32 protein-coding genes are annotated in these 16,846 nt (G+C 46.5%); all 32 read left to right on the forward strand.

Translation table 11 applies throughout. The features are described 5' to 3' along the window. Position 1 precedes the first annotated feature (1 nt). Positions 2-625: a 50S ribosomal protein L4 gene (gene rplD, locus D328_RS0127325; protein ID WP_018888223.1), complete on the forward strand. Its 624-nt coding sequence runs from the start codon at positions 2-4 to the stop codon at positions 623-625. Continuing rightward, complete coding sequence (rplW, locus tag D328_RS0127330) at positions 625-915, forward strand: 50S ribosomal protein L23 (RefSeq protein ID WP_018888224.1); 291 nt, start codon at positions 625-627, stop codon at positions 913-915. Before rplD ends, rplW begins: the two co-directional genes overlap by 1 nt. Positions 916-944: 29 nt before the next feature. Next, positions 945-1,775, forward strand: a complete 831-nt coding sequence (gene rplB, locus D328_RS0127335) for a 50S ribosomal protein L2 (protein WP_018888225.1) — start codon at positions 945-947, stop codon at positions 1,773-1,775. 66 nt (positions 1,776-1,841) lie between these two features. Then, positions 1,842-2,117: a 30S ribosomal protein S19 gene (gene rpsS / locus D328_RS0127340; RefSeq protein WP_018888226.1), complete on the forward strand. Its 276-nt coding sequence runs from the start codon at positions 1,842-1,844 to the stop codon at positions 2,115-2,117. Between the two features lie 35 nt (positions 2,118-2,152). Next, entirely contained in the window at positions 2,153-2,485 is a 333-nt protein-coding gene (gene rplV, locus D328_RS0127345; protein ID WP_018888227.1) for a 50S ribosomal protein L22, read from the forward strand. 13 nt (positions 2,486-2,498) lie between these two features. Further along, positions 2,499-3,164: a 30S ribosomal protein S3 gene (rpsC, locus tag D328_RS0127350; RefSeq protein WP_018888228.1), complete on the forward strand. Its 666-nt coding sequence runs from the start codon at positions 2,499-2,501 to the stop codon at positions 3,162-3,164. A gap of 2 nt (positions 3,165-3,166) precedes the next feature. Beyond that, on the forward strand, positions 3,167-3,601 hold the full coding sequence (gene rplP / locus D328_RS0127355) for a 50S ribosomal protein L16 (protein ID WP_018888229.1): 435 nt from the start codon (positions 3,167-3,169) through the stop codon (positions 3,599-3,601). Continuing rightward, positions 3,591-3,788: a 50S ribosomal protein L29 gene (gene rpmC / locus D328_RS0127360; RefSeq protein WP_018888230.1), complete on the forward strand. Its 198-nt coding sequence runs from the start codon at positions 3,591-3,593 to the stop codon at positions 3,786-3,788. The genes rplP and rpmC overlap by 11 nt, the downstream gene beginning before the upstream one ends. A gap of 50 nt (positions 3,789-3,838) precedes the next feature. Next, positions 3,839-4,102, forward strand: a complete 264-nt coding sequence (gene rpsQ, locus D328_RS0127365) for a 30S ribosomal protein S17 (RefSeq protein WP_018888231.1) — start codon at positions 3,839-3,841, stop codon at positions 4,100-4,102. A gap of 36 nt (positions 4,103-4,138) precedes the next feature. Further along, positions 4,139-4,507, forward strand: coding sequence for a 50S ribosomal protein L14 (gene rplN / locus D328_RS0127370; protein ID WP_018888232.1), 369 nt, complete (start codon positions 4,139-4,141; stop codon positions 4,505-4,507). Between the two features lie 45 nt (positions 4,508-4,552). Continuing rightward, positions 4,553-4,909, forward strand: coding sequence for a 50S ribosomal protein L24 (gene rplX, locus D328_RS0127375; RefSeq protein ID WP_018888233.1), 357 nt, complete (start codon positions 4,553-4,555; stop codon positions 4,907-4,909). Positions 4,910-4,937: 28 nt separating this feature from the next. Further along, positions 4,938-5,480 carry a 50S ribosomal protein L5 gene (rplE, locus tag D328_RS0127380; protein WP_018888234.1) on the forward strand — a complete coding sequence of 181 codons (543 nt, stop codon included), beginning with the start codon at positions 4,938-4,940 and terminating at the stop codon, positions 5,478-5,480. A gap of 64 nt (positions 5,481-5,544) precedes the next feature. After that, positions 5,545-5,730 carry a type Z 30S ribosomal protein S14 gene (locus tag D328_RS30915; protein ID WP_013312154.1) on the forward strand — a complete coding sequence of 62 codons (186 nt, stop codon included), beginning with the start codon at positions 5,545-5,547 and terminating at the stop codon, positions 5,728-5,730. A gap of 32 nt (positions 5,731-5,762) precedes the next feature. Then, a complete protein-coding gene (gene rpsH, locus D328_RS0127385; RefSeq protein ID WP_018888235.1) occupies positions 5,763-6,161 on the forward strand; it encodes a 30S ribosomal protein S8 in 399 nt (132 codons plus the stop codon). Between the two features lie 31 nt (positions 6,162-6,192). Next, complete coding sequence (rplF, locus tag D328_RS0127390; RefSeq protein ID WP_018888236.1) at positions 6,193-6,735, forward strand: 50S ribosomal protein L6; 543 nt, start codon at positions 6,193-6,195, stop codon at positions 6,733-6,735. 116 nt (positions 6,736-6,851) lie between these two features. Continuing rightward, on the forward strand, positions 6,852-7,220 hold the full coding sequence (gene rplR / locus D328_RS0127395) for a 50S ribosomal protein L18 (RefSeq protein WP_018888237.1): 369 nt from the start codon (positions 6,852-6,854) through the stop codon (positions 7,218-7,220). A 27-nt stretch (positions 7,221-7,247) separates the two neighbouring features. Continuing rightward, the gene (gene rpsE / locus D328_RS0127400; protein WP_018888238.1) at positions 7,248-7,745 is read left to right on the forward strand and encodes a 30S ribosomal protein S5; all 498 of its coding nucleotides are present in this window, start codon (positions 7,248-7,250) and stop codon (positions 7,743-7,745) included. A 12-nt stretch (positions 7,746-7,757) separates the two neighbouring features. Next, entirely contained in the window at positions 7,758-7,943 is a 186-nt protein-coding gene (rpmD, locus tag D328_RS0127405; RefSeq protein WP_018888239.1) for a 50S ribosomal protein L30, read from the forward strand. 44 nt (positions 7,944-7,987) lie between these two features. Beyond that, on the forward strand, positions 7,988-8,428 hold the full coding sequence (gene rplO, locus D328_RS0127410) for a 50S ribosomal protein L15 (protein ID WP_018888240.1): 441 nt from the start codon (positions 7,988-7,990) through the stop codon (positions 8,426-8,428). Then, positions 8,428-9,723, forward strand: a complete 1,296-nt coding sequence (gene secY / locus D328_RS0127415; RefSeq protein WP_018888241.1) for a preprotein translocase subunit SecY — start codon at positions 8,428-8,430, stop codon at positions 9,721-9,723. The genes rplO and secY overlap by 1 nt, the downstream gene beginning before the upstream one ends. An 88-nt stretch (positions 9,724-9,811) precedes the next feature. Then, entirely contained in the window at positions 9,812-10,456 is a 645-nt protein-coding gene (locus tag D328_RS0127420; RefSeq protein ID WP_018888242.1) for an adenylate kinase, read from the forward strand. 5 nt (positions 10,457-10,461) lie between these two features. Further along, the gene (map, locus tag D328_RS0127425) at positions 10,462-11,214 is read left to right on the forward strand and encodes a type I methionyl aminopeptidase (protein WP_018888243.1); all 753 of its coding nucleotides are present in this window, start codon (positions 10,462-10,464) and stop codon (positions 11,212-11,214) included. 9 nt (positions 11,215-11,223) lie between these two features. Continuing rightward, complete coding sequence (locus D328_RS0127430) at positions 11,224-11,532, forward strand: KOW domain-containing RNA-binding protein (protein WP_018888244.1); 309 nt, start codon at positions 11,224-11,226, stop codon at positions 11,530-11,532. Positions 11,533-11,534: 2 nt separating this feature from the next. Beyond that, positions 11,535-11,750 carry a translation initiation factor IF-1 gene (gene infA, locus D328_RS0127435; RefSeq protein WP_006212898.1) on the forward strand — a complete coding sequence of 72 codons (216 nt, stop codon included), beginning with the start codon at positions 11,535-11,537 and terminating at the stop codon, positions 11,748-11,750. An 84-nt stretch (positions 11,751-11,834) separates the two neighbouring features. Beyond that, positions 11,835-11,948, forward strand: a complete 114-nt coding sequence (rpmJ, locus tag D328_RS0127440; protein ID WP_003333770.1) for a 50S ribosomal protein L36 — start codon at positions 11,835-11,837, stop codon at positions 11,946-11,948. 20 nt (positions 11,949-11,968) lie between these two features. Continuing rightward, complete coding sequence (gene rpsM / locus D328_RS0127445; RefSeq protein WP_018888245.1) at positions 11,969-12,337, forward strand: 30S ribosomal protein S13; 369 nt, start codon at positions 11,969-11,971, stop codon at positions 12,335-12,337. Positions 12,338-12,356: 19 nt separating this feature from the next. Next, the gene (rpsK, locus tag D328_RS0127450) at positions 12,357-12,752 is read left to right on the forward strand and encodes a 30S ribosomal protein S11 (RefSeq protein ID WP_018888246.1); all 396 of its coding nucleotides are present in this window, start codon (positions 12,357-12,359) and stop codon (positions 12,750-12,752) included. Between the two features lie 136 nt (positions 12,753-12,888). Beyond that, positions 12,889-13,833, forward strand: a complete 945-nt coding sequence (locus D328_RS0127455; RefSeq protein ID WP_018888247.1) for a DNA-directed RNA polymerase subunit alpha — start codon at positions 12,889-12,891, stop codon at positions 13,831-13,833. A gap of 34 nt (positions 13,834-13,867) precedes the next feature. Further along, positions 13,868-14,233, forward strand: coding sequence for a 50S ribosomal protein L17 (gene rplQ, locus D328_RS0127460; protein WP_018888248.1), 366 nt, complete (start codon positions 13,868-13,870; stop codon positions 14,231-14,233). A gap of 286 nt (positions 14,234-14,519) precedes the next feature. After that, positions 14,520-15,296, forward strand: a complete 777-nt coding sequence (gene truA, locus D328_RS0127465) for a tRNA pseudouridine(38-40) synthase TruA (RefSeq protein ID WP_018888249.1) — start codon at positions 14,520-14,522, stop codon at positions 15,294-15,296. Positions 15,297-15,498: 202 nt separating this feature from the next. Further along, positions 15,499-15,936 carry a 50S ribosomal protein L13 gene (gene rplM, locus D328_RS0127470; protein WP_018888250.1) on the forward strand — a complete coding sequence of 146 codons (438 nt, stop codon included), beginning with the start codon at positions 15,499-15,501 and terminating at the stop codon, positions 15,934-15,936. A gap of 19 nt (positions 15,937-15,955) precedes the next feature. Then, on the forward strand, positions 15,956-16,348 hold the full coding sequence (gene rpsI, locus D328_RS0127475) for a 30S ribosomal protein S9 (RefSeq protein ID WP_018888251.1): 393 nt from the start codon (positions 15,956-15,958) through the stop codon (positions 16,346-16,348). Positions 16,349-16,846: the final 498 nt, after the last annotated feature.

Consider the following 16,846-nt stretch of genomic DNA (forward strand, 5'->3'; position numbering starts at 1 on the left):
AATGCCTAAGGTAGCACTTTACAATATTAGCGGAAGCCAAGTTGGCGAAGTTGAACTGAATGATGCAATTTTCGGAATCGAGCCGAATAAGCACGTTCTTCACGAAGCAGTTGTTATGCAACTGGCATCCTTGCGTCAAGGTACTCACAAAGTGAAAGGGCGCTCTGAAGTACGTGGCGGTGGACGTAAACCTTGGAAACAAAAAGGTACAGGTCGCGCTCGTCAAGGCTCTATTCGCTCTCCACAATGGAAAGGCGGCGGTGTTGTTTTCGGACCTACACCACGTAGCTATGCCTACAAACTGCCTAAGAAAGTTCGTCGTCTTGCCATCAAATCGGCACTGTCTTCCAAAGTGATCGCGAACGAAATTATCGTATTGGATGCACTCACTATGAATGCTCCAAAGACGAAAGAATTCGCTGCTATCCTGAACAACCTGAAAGCAGACCGCAAAGCGTTGATCGTAGCGCCTAGCTATGATGATAATGTGGCTCTTTCCGCCCGCAATATTCCTGGGGTGAAGTTTGTTGCAGCAGACGGTATTAATGTTCTTGACGTGCTCAAACACGACAAGCTGATCATTACGAAAGAAGCAGTCCAGAAAGTTGAGGAGGTGTTCGCGTAATGAAAGATCCTCGTGATATTATCAAACGTCCTATTATCACTGAGCGTACAGCTGAGATGATGGGCGATATGAAATATGTGTTCGAAGTGGATATGCGTTCCAACAAGATCGAAATCAAACAAGCGATTGAAGCTATTTTCAACGTGAAAGTTTCCAATGTGAACACTCTGCGTGTTCCTGCGAAGCCAAAACGTTACGGTCGTCACTCCGGTTACACTAGCGAGTGGAAGAAAGCTTTCGTAACGCTGAGCAAAGACAGCAAACCGCTTGAGTTCTTTGAATCGGTATAAGAAACCTTTAAAGTAAGGAGGGAAAATCAGTGCCAATTAAAAAGTACAAACCGACGTCACCTGCAAGACGCGCAATGTCCGTATCTACTTTCGAAGAGATCACGACTAATCAGCCGGAGAAATCCTTGCTGGCGCCTCTGAGCAAAAAAGCAGGACGTAACAACCAAGGTAAAATTACGGTTCGTCACCACGGCGGTGGACACAAACGTAAATACCGTATCATTGACTTCAAACGTACCAAAGATGGAATACCGGGCCGCGTTGCTACAATCGAGTATGACCCGAACCGTACTTCCAACATCGCGTTGATTCATTATGTGGATGGCGAGAAGCGCTATATCATCGCTCCTAAAGGTCTGAAAGTAGGAGACGAGGTAGTGTCCGGACCAGCTTCCGACATCAAAATCGGTAACTCCCTGCCACTGGAAAACATTCCTGTAGGTACAGTGATCCACAATATTGAGTTGAAGCCAGGTAAAGGCGGACAATTGGTCCGTGCAGCTGGTACTGAAGCTCAACTTCTTGGTAAAGAAGAAAAGTATGTAACAGTTCGTCTGTCCTCCGGTGAAGTTCGCCGCATTCTGAAAGTTTGCCGCGCTACAATCGGTTCCGTTGGTAACGAAGATCACGAGCTCGTGAAGATCGGTAAAGCGGGACGTAATCGTTGGTTGGGCAAGCGTCCTGAAGTCCGCGGGGTAGTAATGAACCCTAACGATCACCCTCACGGTGGTGGTGAAGGTCGTGCGCCAATCGGACGTAAGTCTCCAATGTCTCCTTGGGGCAAACCGACACTCGGATTCAAAACTCGTAAGAAAAATAAAGCTTCTGATAAATACATCGTTCGTCGCCGCACGAAATAATGCACGCATTGCTTAATGCGTGCCTGGACTAAGAACGAGAACGTTTGACGAAGGGAGGATTCACATATGAGCCGCAGTCTTAAAAAAGGACCATTCGTAGATGCATACCTGCTGAAAAAGGTAGAGGTTTTGAATGAAACGGACAAGAAAGTAGTAATCAAAACCTGGTCCCGTCGTTCCACAATTTTCCCGCAGTTCATCGGACACACTTTCGGTGTATACGATGGTCGCAAGCACGTGCCTGTATATGTAACTGAGGATATGGTTGGTCACAAGTTGGGAGAGTTCGCTCCTACCCGTACTTACAAAGGCCACGACGACGACAAGAAAACAAGAAGATAATGAACCACTGCTATGTTTGAGAGGAGGGTAACTCAATGGAAGCAAAAGCACATGCTAGATCTATTCGGATCTCCGCACGTAAAGTTAAACTCGTTATTGACTTGATCCGCGGCAAGCAAGTGGGTGAAGCGGTCGCAATCCTGCGCCACACACCAAAGTCGGCTTCTCCAGTAGTAGAGAAGTTGCTGAACTCTGCAATTGCTAACGCTGATCACAACTATTCCATGGACGTAAACAAATTGTATGTATCCGAGGTATTCGTAAACCAAGGACCAACAATGAAACGCTTCCGTCCACGCGCAATGGGTCGTGCTAGCCGGATTAACAAACGCACTAGCCACATCACTTTGGTGGTATCTGAAAAATAAGGAGGGAAAACGTGTGGGACAAAAGGTAAACCCCGTAGGACTCCGAGTCGGTATTATCCGTGATTGGGAATCCAAATGGTACGCAGGCAAAGATTTCGGTGATCTTTTGCTGGAAGACGTAAAGATTCGTGAACACCTGAAGAACAAACTGAAAGACTCCGCTGTTTCCCGTATCGAGATCGAAAGAGCAGCGAACCGCATCAACGTAACAATCCACACTGCGAAGCCAGGTATGGTAATCGGTAAGGGTGGTTCTGAAGTTGAAATTCTGCGTGGTGAAATCACCAAAATCGCAGGCGGTAAAAAAGTACACATCAATATCTCTGAAATCAAAAACCCTGAACTGGATGCAATTCTGGTTGCTGAAAGCATTGCACAACAACTGGAGCGTCGCGTATCGTTCCGTCGTGCTTTGAAACAAGCGATTCAAAGAACTATGCGTTCCGGTGCAAAAGGGATTAAAACACAAGTGGGCGGCCGTCTTGGCGGTGCTGAGATCGCTCGTTCAGAAGGCTACAGTGAAGGAACTGTTCCACTGCACACGCTTCGTGCCGACATCGATTATGGTACAGCGGAGGCTCATACTACTTATGGTCGTATTGGCGTAAAAGTATGGATCTATCGTGGAGAGGTTCTTCCTACGGCTAAGAAACAAGCTGCTCAGGAAGGAGGCAACTAATCATGTTGGTACCAAAGCGCGTAAAACACCGCAAGCAACAACGCGGACACATGAAAGGCCGTGCTAAAGGCGGCACAACGCTGAACTTTGGCGAATACGGTCTGCAAGCTGTTGAACCAGCTTGGATCACTAACCGTCAGATCGAATCTGCTCGTATCGCGATGACACGTTACATCAAACGTGGCGGTAAAGTGTGGATCAAGATTTTCCCAGACAAACCGATTACACAAAAGCCTCTTGAAGTGCGGATGGGTAGCGGTAAAGGTAACGTTGAAAAATGGGTTGCAGTCGTGAAGCCAGGTAAGATCATGTTCGAACTTGCTGGCGTACCGGAAGAGGTTGCTCGCGAAGCAATGCGTCTTGCCGCTCACAAGCTGCCAATCAAAACTAAGTTTGTGAAACGTGAAGAATTGGGTGGTGAAGTAAATGAAGGCTAGTGAATTTCGCAACCTAACCACTGCTGAACTTGAACAAAAAATTACCGGGTTTAAAGAAGAACTCTTTAACCTCCGCTTTCAACTCGCTACCGGTCAGCTCGACAACCCGACTCGCATCCGCGATGTTCGTAAGGAAATTGCTCGTGCTAAAACCGTAATCCGTGAGAGAGAACTTGGGATTAGCTAAGAACTCATACCAGACGAGGACATCGTCTGTAATTAGGAAGGAGGCCAACAATGAGCGAACGTAATGCCCGTAGAGTACAAGTCGGCAAAGTAGTTAGTGACAAAATGGATAAAACGATCGTGGTAGCTGTAGAAACTTACAAAAAACATGATCTCTACCATAAACGTATCAAGTATACGAAAAAGTTCAAAGCACATGATGAGAACAACACTGCACAAATCGGTGATACTGTGAAAATCATGGAAACTCGCAAACTTTCCAAGGATAAGAATTGGAGAATGGTCGAGATCGTTGAGAAAGCAGTAATTATCTAATACAGAAGCAGTTTTGTCCGAAAGGAGGATATCTAAATGATTCAACCATTTACACGTTTGGCTGTGGCCGATAACTCTGGTGCTAAGCAACTGATGTGTATCCGTGTATTGGGCGGAACTGGACGTCGTACAGCCCAAATCGGTGATCTGATCGTTTGCTCCGTCAAACAAGCAACACCAGGCGGCGTTGTCAAAAAAGGTGATGTAGTTAAGGCGGTTGTTGTTCGTACAAAACGTTCCGTGCGTCGTAAAGACGGTTCCTACATCGGCTTTGACGAAAATGCAGCGGTAGTTGTGAAAGAAGACAAGAGCCCACGCGGAACTCGTATTTTCGGACCAGTTGCTCGCGAACTTCGTGATAAAGACTTCATGAAAATCGTTTCTTTGGCTCCGGAAGTAATCTAAGCAGAGACCCTGCCCGTATACAGCAAGTTATAGGAGGTGTACGAAATGCCAAAAGTGAAAAAGGTTCTGGAATCCCACAACAACAAGCTGCACGTCAAAAAAGACGACACTGTTATGGTGATTACAGGCAAGGATAAAGGTAAAAAGGGACGCGTAATTGCTGCTTATCCTCGTGAAAACCGTGTGCTTGTGGAAGGTGTTAACATGATCAAAAAACACCAAAAGCCTAACCAGCAAAATCCACAAGGCGGCATCATCGAGAAAGAAGCTCCAATTCATGTTTCCAACGTGATGCATATCGATCCAAAGAGCGGAAAAGTAACCCGTATCGGTTACAAAGTATTGGATAACGGTAAAAAAGTGCGCGTTGCTAAACGTTCCGGAGAACAAATCGATAAATAATCTTTAAAGGAAAGGAGGACCATTGTTCATGGCTATTCGAATGAAAGAGCGTTTTCTGAATGAAATCACTCCTGCTCTGATGCAGAAGTTCAACTATACGACTGTAATGCAAGTGCCTAAGATCGAGAAAGTTGTAATCAACATGGGGGTTGGCGAAGCTGTTCAAAACTCCAAAGTGCTTGATTCCGCTGTTAACGATCTGCAGCTGATTACTGGTCAAAAGCCAGTTATCACTCGTGCTAAGAAATCCATCGCAGGCTTCAAGCTGCGTGAGAACATGCCAATCGGGGTTAAAGTAACACTGCGCGGCGAGCGTATGTACTACTTCCTGGATAAGCTGTTCAACATCACACTGCCACGCGTTCGTGACTTCCGTGGTGTATCCACTAAAGCCTTTGACGGCCGTGGTAACTACACACTCGGTCTGAAGGAACAATTGATCTTCCCTGAGATCGAGTATGATCAAGTGGACAAAGTTCGCGGTATGGATATCGTTATCGTAACAACTGCGAACACTGACGAAGAGTCCCGTGAGTTGCTGACTCAACTGGGAATGCCTTTTGCAAAGTAATATTGGCTTAACGTTGTGGGCAGCTGCCCATTTCTCCGAATCTATCTAGGAGGTGTCAGGCTAAGTGGCAAAAACTTCGATGAAAGTTAAACAACAACGCACGCCGAAATTCAAAGTTCGCGCATACACTCGTTGTGAGCGTTGTGGTCGTCCACATTCCGTGTTGCAAAAATTCAAGATCTGCAGAATTTGCTTCCGTGAATTAGCTTATAAAGGCCAGATTCCTGGCGTGAAAAAAGCAAGCTGGTAAAAAGTCCTGAACGGGAAGGAGGTTTATACACAATGACTATGTCTGATCCAATTGCAGATATGCTTACTCGTATTCGTAACGCGAACACTGTTCGCCACGAGACAGTTGAGATGCCTGCTTCGACAATGAAAAAGCAAATCGCAGACATTCTGAAGCGTGAAGGCTTCATTCGTGATGCGGAATTTGTTGAGGATAACAAACAAGGGATTATCCGTGTTTTCCTGAAATACGGTGCTAATAACGAGCGTGTTATTACTGGTCTGAAAAGAATCAGTAAGCCTGGTCTGCGCGTGTACACGAAGAGTAATGAGATTCCTCGCGTACTGGGTGGACTCGGAATCGCGATCATTTCTACATCTAAAGGCATCATGACTGATAAAGAAGCTCGTCAGTCCAAAGCCGGCGGAGAAGTTATTTGCTACGTGTGGTAATACAAAGCTAAGAAGATAGGAGGTGCAATACATGTCCCGTATTGGTCGCAAACCAATCGCAGTACCAAGTGGTGTGGATGTAACACTGAATAACGCAGTGATCACTGTTAAAGGACCGAAAGGAACTCTGACTCGTGAACTTCACAAAGACATGCAGGTTACTGTTGAAAACAATGAAATTAACGTAGTTCGTCCTTCTGACAACAAACTTCACCGTTCTTTGCACGGAACAACCCGCTCCGTTGTCAATAACATGGTAAGTGGTGTAACTGAAGGATTCGCTAAATCTCTGGAACTGGTTGGGGTCGGATATCGTGCAAGCAAATCCGGAGATAAAATCGTTCTGAACGTTGGTTACTCCCATCCGGTAGAAATCACTCCAGAACCGGGCATCGAGTTCGAAGTTCCTTCGAACACTAAAATCATCGTTCGCGGAATCGACAAAGAGCGCGTAGGTGCCTACGCTGCTAAAATCCGTTCCGTTCGTGAGCCTGAGCCGTATAAAGGTAAAGGTATTAAGTATGAAGGCGAACGCATCATCCGTAAAGAAGGTAAAGCCGGTAAGAAGAAATAACTTTCTTACCGCCTTTCTGTGGTCTTCCGTCTTGGGGAGACTACGTGCCTCTTTTTTACCCAGTGCGTCTTGATCTGAAGCTGTTAAAGGCAAACTGAAGGGAGTGAAAGAAGAAGATGATTACGAAAAAGGATAAAAACAAAGCACGTGTGAGAAGACATCTGCGTGTTCGTAAAAAAATCCAAGGAACGGCTCAACGTCCTCGTTTGAACGTATTCCGTTCTGAAAAACATATCTACGCTCAACTGATTGATGACGTAGCAGGCGTGACATTGGCAGCTGCATCCACTATGGATAAAGAGCTGAGCAAAGACATCGCTAACGGTGCTAGCGTGGAATCCGCACGTAAAGTCGGAGAACTCGTTGCTAAGCGCGGTAAAGAAAAAGGTGTTACTGCGGTTGTTTTCGACCGTGGAGGCTACCTGTATCATGGACGTATCCAAGCGCTGGCTGAAGCAGCTCGCGAAACTGGACTTGAGTTTTAAGACATTTTACAAAAGGAGGTTAACGACTTGCGTGTAGATCCGAACACTTTAGAACTGTCTGAAAGAGTTGTAAATATTAATCGTGTAGCTAAAGTTGTAAAAGGCGGACGTCGCTTTAGTTTCAGCGCACTGGTTGTTGTCGGTGACGGCAATGGCTGGGTTGGTGCTGGTATCGGTAAAGCTGGCGAAGTACCTGAAGCGATTCGCAAAGGTGTGGAAGACGCTAAGAAAAACCTGGTACACGTTCCACTCGTAGGAACTACAGTTCCTCACTTGGTTACTGGTAAGTTCGGCGCAGGCCGCGTTCTGTTGAAGCCAGCATCTGAAGGTACTGGTGTAATTGCAGGCGGTCCTGTTCGTGCGGTGCTCGAACTGGCTGGCGTAGGTGATATTTTGACAAAATCTCTGGGTTCTTCGAATTCCATGAACATGGTCAATGCGACTTTGGAAGGTTTGTCCCGCTTGAAACGCGCTGAAGATGTAGCGAAATTGCGTGGCAAAACTGTCGAAGAGCTGCGCGGTTAAGGAGGATATGTCATGAGTAAATTAGAAATTACCCTTGTCCGTTCTTTGATTGGCCGCCCAGGTACTCAAAGAACAACTGTGAACACTCTGGGACTGCGTAAGCTGAACCAAACTGTAGTTCACAACGACGATCCTGCCATTCGCGGTATGATCAACAAAGTAAGTCATCTGGTTTCGGTTAAAGAAATCGAAGCTTAAGAGATACAGAAGTTCAACAAATAATCAAGGAGGTGCAACGAACGATGAAGTTACATGAGCTGTCCTCAGCTACTGGCTCCCGCAAAGAACGCAAACGCGTAGGTCGCGGTACTAGTAGTGGTACAGGTAAAACATCAGGTCGCGGTCATAAAGGTCAAAACTCACGTTCCGGTGGTGGTGTACGTCCGGGCTTCGAAGGTGGCCAAAACCCATTGTATCGTCGCTTGCCTAAGCGCGGTTTCGTGAACCCAACTCGCAAAGAATATGCAGTTGTGAATATCGAAGATCTGAATAGTTTTGCAGAAGGTACTGAAGTGACTCCTGAATTTTTGGTTAACAGCGGAGTTGTGAAAAACACAAAATCCGGAATCAAAATTCTTGGTAACGGTGAAGTCACTGTCAAGCTTACTGTAAAAGCTAACAAGTTTTCTCAATCTGCGGTAGAGAAAATTGAAGCTGCCGGCGGTAAAACCGAGGTGATCTAATGTTCAAAGCCCTTTCTAATATATGGCGGGTTGAAGATCTGCGGAACCGCATCGGGTTTACACTTATGATTCTCATAGTGTTCCGTATTGGCTCATTTATTACAGTACCAGGAGTCGACAAAAATGTATTTGCTAATGATACAGCAGGCAGTGAGCTGTTCGGCCTACTGAACACCTTCTCCGGAGGTGCGCTGTATCAGTTCTCTATCTTTGCTCTCGGGATCGTGCCGTATATTACGGCTTCGATCATCGTGCAGCTCCTATCCATGGACGTCATTCCGAAGCTTGCGGAATGGGCAAAGCAAGGAGAGCATGGTAAAAAGCAGTTGGCGCAAGTTACACGTTATGGTACGGTAGTACTGGCGCTCATTCAGGCATTTGGTACCTCGATCGGATTTAATCGTCTGTATGGAGCACAAATGATTCCTGGAGCAACAGTTGCAGACTACATCCTGATTGCGATCGTGCTTACAGCGGGGACTACGTTCCTGATGTGGCTTGGAGAGCAAATAACGGAAAGAGGTATTGGTAACGGTATTTCCATCCTCATCTTCGCAGGGATCGCAGCTGGTATACCAAGACACATTCGGACAATTGCTGAGTCGCAGTTCATCCAAGCGGATCAACTGTTCATCAATATTCTCAAGGCGATTATTATCGTTTTGGTAATCGTGTTGATTGTCGTGGGTGTTATCTTTATCCAGCAAGGAATTCGTAAGATTCCTGTGCAGTATGCCAAGCGCGTTGTGGGGAACAAAATGTACGGTGGCCAGAATACGCATATTCCGATGAAAATTAATGCGGCAGGCGTTATTCCGGTTATCTTCGCAGTGTCGTTGCTGCAGTTCCCGATTATTATTGCAAGCTTCTGGGCGGATAAGGTATGGGCACAATGGGTAACTACTCACTTGTACTATGACAAACCGCTCGGTATGGTGTTATATGTTGTAATGATCATCGGCTTCACATTCTTCTACACCTTTGTGCAGATGAATCCGCAGCAAATGGCCGACAATATGAAGAAGAACGGCGGCTATATCCCAGGCATTCGCCCTGGTAAAGCCACTGAGACTTACCTGACGCGGGTAATGTCCCGTCTAACTATGACTGGGGCACTGTTCTTGGCAGTCATCTCGGTTCTGCCGGTATTCTTCGGTGCACTTTCCGGTTTGCCTCGTTCTGTACAGATCGGTGGTACTTCATTGCTCATCATCGTTGGTGTTGCATTGGATACCATGAAGCAAATCGAAAGCCAGCTCATTAAACGCCATTACAAAGGCTTCATCAATAAATAGTCAATAGGTTCCGGGACAGGATTATGCCTGTTCATCGGCACCTATTGTGCTGTTTCTTGTGTAGGGGTCGTTCCTGAGGAGTGAGAGAGTGAACATTCTGATCATGGGCCCTCCTGGGGCTGGAAAAGGCACACAAGCTGAAGTAATCGTTAATGAACTCGGTGTCCCACATATCTCTACAGGTGATGCATTCCGTCTGGCTATGAAGCTCGGTACTCCAATCGGAATCAAGGCCAAAGAATACATTGATCGTGGAGATCTGGTACCCGACGATATTACGATCGGTATCGTAGAGGAGAGACTCCAGCAGCCGGACTGCAAGAAAGGCTTTCTGTTGGATGGATTTCCAAGAACTTTGGCACAGGCTGAGGCGCTGGACCAAATTCTCGGACGTCTGGGCATGTCGCTTGATCATGTTGTCGATCTGAAGGTAGACCGCGACCGTCTGCTGGCCCGTATTACGGGACGCCGCATCTGCAAGACCTGTGGTGCAACATACCATCTGGTATTCAATCCACCAAAGGTAGAAGGCATTTGTGACAAAGACGGAGGCGAGCTGTACCAACGCGCTGATGATAATGAAGAGAGCGTTGCGACACGGCTTGATGAGTATAGCAACAAAACGGCACCACTCCTCTCGTTCTATGAGAACAAAGATCTTTTGCGTCAAATCGACGGGGAGCAGGATATTCATCAGGTATCTGAAGATCTGGTATCCTTGCTGCGGGGTTAATTGTAATGATCGTTTGCAAGTCCGAAACGGAATTGAGCTATATGAGGGAAGCCGGACGCATCGTAGCTGAGACCCACAAGATTCTGGCCGAACAGATCGAGCCCGGCATAACCACCGGTGAGCTTGATCATATAGCTGATCAGTACATTCGCAGTCAGGGAGCTGTGCCGTCTTTTAAAGGTTATAATGGTTTTCCTGCTAGCATTTGCGCTTCAGTCAACGAACAATTGGTGCACGGGTTCCCCGGCAGCCGCAAGCTAGACGAAGGTGATATCGTTACGTTTGACATTGGTGCGCAGTATCGGGGGTACCATGGGGACTCCGCATGGACATATCCAGTTGGCAGCATCTCAGATGCCGCCCAAAGGTTATTAGATGTGACGGAAGGCGCCCTGATGGAGGGACTGTCTCAGGTCAAGCCGGACGTTCGCCTGTTTACAATCTCGCATGCGATTCAGAGATACATTGAGGAAGCTGGCTTCTCAGTAGTGAGGGAATATGTCGGTCACGGCATAGGTGCCAAGCTGCATGAGGATCCGCAAATTCCGAACTACGGTATCCCGAACGTGGGACCGAGGCTCAGACCAGGCATGGTACTGGCGATTGAGCCCATGGTCAATGCCGGCTCCCGGCATGTACGGACGTTGGAAGACAACTGGACGGTCGTAACGGTGGACGGATCACTTTGTGCTCATTTTGAGCATACGGTCGCGGTAACGCCGGACGGCATGGAGATTTTCACTATACTGAAATCGTAGGTGGTAAGCATGAAAGCACAAAACAGCCTGCAGATCGGTCAGATTGTGAAAATCCTGAGAGGTAGAGATACCGGTCAGGCAGCTGTCGTAGTATCCATAGCGGATGATCGTTTTGTATATATTGCTGATGGCAACAAGCGCAAGTTTGATCAGGCCAAGAAGAAGAATATTCTTCACCTGATGCCGCAGCCAGTAATTAGCAGCGAAGTTGTGAATAGTTTGCAGGAATGCGGTCGGGTAACGAACGGAAAGCTGCGTCATGCAGTGAATGAATTCCTGGATTCCACCAATCCAACAACTGAAGAGAAAGGAGACTAGCTGTGGCCAAAGAAGATGTCATTGAAGTAGAAGGTACTGTGATCGAACCTCTTCCCAACGCAACATTCAAGGTGGAGCTCGAGAACGGTCACCAAATTCTTGCTCATGTTTCCGGAAAGCTGCGGATGCATTTTATCCGCATTCTGACAGGCGACAAAGTGGTCGTTCAGTTATCGCCTTACGATTTAACCAAAGGTCGTATAACGTACCGGAAATAAATCGTGTGTTATCTTTTGTTCCAAAAACTATGAATGGTTATGAAACGAGTTTTACCAGGGTAAGACTTGGAGGAGGTAATTAGCATGAAGGTAAGACCTTCTGTAAAGCCCATTTGCGAGAAATGCAAAGTCATTCGCCGCAAAGGCAATGTAATGGTTATTTGCGAAAATCCGAAACACAAACAAAAACAAGGTTAAAGAAGGGGGTGTAGCGTAAAATGGCTCGTATAGCTGGTGTGGATTTGCCACGTGACAAACGCGTTGAGATCGCCTTGACTTACATTTTCGGAATCGGTAAAACGACTTCTCAGAAAATCCTTAAAGAATCAGGCATCGATGTGAACACTCGTGTTCGCGACTTGACAGAAGATGAAGTGAGCAAATTACGTGAAACAATCGACGGATCGGTAAAAGTAGAAGGTGATCTGCGTCGTGAAATTTCCTTGAATATTAAACGTCTGACTGAGATCGGTTGCTACCGCGGTATTCGTCACCGTCGTGGTCTGCCTGTTCGTGGTCAACGTACAAAAACGAATGCCCGTACACGTAAAGGTCCTCGTCGTACTGTAGCAAATAAAAAGAAATAAGAAAGGAGGATAACATTCAATGGCTAAACCGAAAAAAGTTGTACGCACCAAACGTCGTGACCGTAAAAATATCGAATCTGGCGTGGCACACATCCGTTCCACGTTCAACAACACTATCGTTACAATTACGGACCCTCACGGTAACGCAATCTCTTGGGCAAGCTCTGGCGGTCTTGGATTCCGCGGTTCCCGTAAATCCACTCCGTACGCTGCACAAATGGCTGCTGAAACAGCTGCCAAGGCTGCAATGGAGCATGGCATGAAGAGTGTTGAAGTTATGGTTAAAGGACCAGGCGCAGGCCGTGAAGCAGCGATTCGTTCCCTGCAAGCTGCGGGTCTGGAAGTTAACCTGATTAAAGACGTGACTCCGGTACCTCACAACGGATGCCGTCCTCCAAAACGTCGTCGTGTCTAATGAGATTTATCCTGTACGTGTAGTATAAAACCATTGCAATCTGCTAATAATGATTGTTTAGACAATACTGCATGGTTAAAAATGGATATGGTGAAGGTTTCATATAGGAGCGACGTTTTGAAGGAGGGATATTGCAGTGATTGAAATCGAAAAGCCGAAAATTGAGACGGTGGACGTCAATGATGATGGCACCTATGGGAAATTCGTAGTAGAACCTCTGGAACGCGGATACGGTACGACGCTGGGCAACTCGCTTCGTCGTATTCTGCTCTCCTCTCTGCCGGGTGCGGCAGTGACATCGGTGCAAATCGATGGAGTTCTGCACGAGTTTGCAACAGTTCCAGGTGTGATGGAAGATGTAACGGAGATTATCTTGAACCTGAAGGCTCTCTCGCTGAAGATCCATTCCGATGAAGAGAAAGTGCTCGAAATCGATGCGGAAGGCGAAGGAACTGTGACGGCAGGAGATATTCGTGCGGATAGTGATGTTGAAATCCTGAATCCGGATCTTCATATCGCCACATTGGGGCCGGGTTCGAGACTTCACATGCGTATTTTCGCCAATCGCGGTCGCGGCTATGTTAAGCAAGACCGGAACAAACGCGAAGATCAGCCGATCGGCGTTATCCCCGTCGACTCCATCTATACACCGATCTCACGTGTAAACTACGGAGTGGAGAATACGCGTGTTGGCCAAGTAACCAACTACGATAAGCTGACACTCGAAGTATGGACCGACGGAAGTATTCGACCTGAAGAGGCTGTAAGTCTCGGGGCTAAAATTTTGACTGAACATCTTATGCTGTTCGTTGGCTTGACTGATGAAGCCAAGGACGCTGAGATTATGGTTGAAAAAGAGGAAGACAAGAAAGAAAAAGTATTGGAAATGACGATTGAAGAACTGGATCTTTCCGTCCGTTCCTACAACTGCCTTAAGCGCGCTGGTATCAACACGGTACAAGAGCTTACAACGAAATCTGAAGAAGATATGATGAAGGTCCGTAACTTGGGCCGCAAATCTTTGGAAGAGGTTCAAGAGAAGCTGGAAGAGCTTGGTTTAGGACTTCGTACGGAAGAATAGTTTAGCAACGTCCTGAGTGAAGGAGGGAAAACACATGGCATATCAAAAATTGGGCCGTAACTCCAGTGCACGTAAAGCATTGTTCCGTGACCTGGTAACGGATCTGTTCCTGTATGAGCGTATCCAAACTACTGAGGCGAAAGCGAAGGAAGTTCGTTCTATCGCTGAAAAGCTGATCACTAAAGCTAAAAAAGGTGATCTGCATGCACGTCGTCAAGTAGCTGCTTATGTTCGTCGCGAAACTTTGGACGGCGATCAGGATGCAATCCAAAAACTGTTTAGCGATTTGGCTACTCGTTACTCCGAGCGTCCAGGTGGATACACTCGTATCCTGAAACTGGGACCTCGTCGTGGCGATGCTGCTCCAATGGTTTACTTGGAATTGGTTGACCGCGCGTAAGCAGGTGGAAGAGGAAAGGGTGGCAGAATCCGATGATTCTGAGCGGCCCTTTTTTTCTTCTGTGGGAGAAGCTCCGTAAGGGCTTCTCCTTTTTAATGAATTGATTAACGGTCTTCGGTCCCCCTACATTCTCTTTAGCCAGAAAGGGCTCATTGGACGTTGTCCGCTGGACTCCTGCAAGCTTGGCGGTAGGCGGGGATATAGAAGGGATTCATGCATCCATTCATCTGAGTGTACGGGTCTAAATGAAGCCATACACGATCCATAAGAAGGTGCGATTTCAGACATGCGGAATATTTGCATGAAAGTGAACTATGATGGAACAAGCTATTACGGTTTTCAGACACAGCCTGGCGGTAATACGATTCAGGATTATATTGAAGATGCCATCTTTTCCTTAACAGGAGAAAGGCTCAAGATAACTGCTTCAGGGCGTACGGACGCAGGTGTGCATGCGTATGGGCAAGTCTTCAACTTCCTAACGGAATCACGTATCCCGTTACACCGCTGGTGTCTGGCGCTGAATGCGTGGTTGCCGGAGGACATCATTCTTACGGAGGCCACAGAAGTGCCGCTGGAATTCCACGCACGTCATATGGCCAAGCGTAAGACGTACCGCTATACCGTGAATGCCAATCGCTTCCCGGATATTTTTCATCGCAGGACGCAGATGCATCATCCAACTCGTCTGGATGTTGAAGCCATGAAGCAGGGGCTTCAGCTCCTCATCGGAACGCATGATTATACATCGTTCGCTTCCCGGCATTCGCAGAAGACGAATCATGTACGGACCGTGTATGATGCCCATATGACGGTGGATTATTCCTTTTCTAGACCAGGTTCGGATGATCAAGGAATTATTCATACGTATTTTACCGGCAACGGCTTCTTGCAGCATATGGTTCGGATCATGATGGGAACGCTGTTGGAGATTGGTGAAGGGAAGAAACAGCCTGAGGATATCCAGCATATTTTGGCTGCCAAGAACCGAAGTGCGGCTGGTCCGACTGCCGTGGCTCATGCCCTGATGCTGTGGAAAGTGGATTATGAAGAAAACACATAAAACAGTTAAAAATACATGATAATTTGCTTGCGGAATTTCAATATATCGTGTAGTATATAAGTTGTGTTTTCTTAATGGCTTTCCCACAGCCCCAATTAAGATGTACACCTAATGAGTAAATATCCATCACAAATGCAATAACTTAATGAACGAAGATAAATGAATATTAATGATTGTAATGATCTAAGGGAGGAACATTTTCATGCGTACTACGTATATGGCTAAGCCAAGTGAAGTTGAGCGCAATTGGCATATCATTGATGCTGAAGGCAAAACTCTTGGTCGTCTGGCTAGTGAAGCTGCTTCATTGATTCGCGGTAAGCACAAGCCACAATTCACTCCACACGTTGACGGCGGTGATTTCGTTGTCGTTATCAATGCGGAGAAGGTTGTACTGACTGGTAAGAAAATGGAAAACAAAAAATACTACCGTCACTCGCTGCACCCAGGTGGTCTGAAAGTGACTGTCGCTCAAGACATGATTAAAAACAAACCAGAGCGTATGTTGGAATTGGCTGTTTATGGTATGCTTCCTAAGACTCGTATGGGCGAAAAAATGAAGCTGAGATTGAAAGCTTACAAAGGCATTGAGCATCCACATGCAGCACAAAAACCTGAAGTTTACGAACTTCGCGGATAATTAAAAGGAGGACAGTTTCATGGCACAAGTACAATACTATGGGACAGGTCGTCGTAAACATTCGGTAGCTCGTGTTCGTCTTGTACCGGGTGAAGGACGCATTGTCATTAACAAACGTGATATCAATGATTATTTCGGTGTAGAAACACTGAAAATGATCGTAAGACAACCACTGAACCTGACTGAAACAAATGGTAACTACGATGTTGTAGTTATCGCACATGGTGGTGGTATCTCTGGTCAAGCTGGAGCAATCCGTCACGGGATTTCCCGTGCACTGCTCAAAGCAGATCCAGAATTCCGTCCAGCTCTGAAAAAAGCAGGATTCCTGACTCGTGACCCACGGATGAAAGAACGTAAAAAATACGGTCTCAAAGCCGCTCGTCGCGCACCTCAGTTCTCCAAACGTTAATATTTCTTGTTATCAAGAATATGCAGCTCTTGGCCTTATGGCCAGGAGCTGTTTTTATTTTAAGAGCTGTTCAAATAGAACATAGCTGATATAGTGAATAATTTACTCGGTTAGTTTTTGCTTTTGAGCTGGTTCCGATTATGAGGATTGGATTCGATCTGATGAACTATCTCTTGAACAAAGAAGGTGTGTATTTGTAGGTACATCATTCTCTTCTAGAGTAAAGGGCTGGATTCAAACCAGCCCCTCCTCATCAAACCGTACATGAGGTTTTCCCTCATACGGCTTTCCGATGTTCGTCTTTCATGGGCATGCAGATCACAATAACGTTTTTAGTCCATACATGTTAGCAATATACTTGACTTCAGGTCCTGAACTCATCCAACTCCTGCGCTGCCTCTTCTTTGCATACCACCGGGTTAATCGCTGCAGAATATACCAATCCAGCTTGGCTAATCTCTTTTGGCTGTGGTTCGTGTAGTAGTAATTTCTCCATCC

The sequence above is a fragment of the Paenibacillus massiliensis 2301065 = DSM 16942 genome, from assembly GCF_000377505.1.
Lineage (GTDB): Bacteria > Bacillota > Bacilli > Paenibacillales > Paenibacillaceae > Paenibacillus > Paenibacillus massiliensis.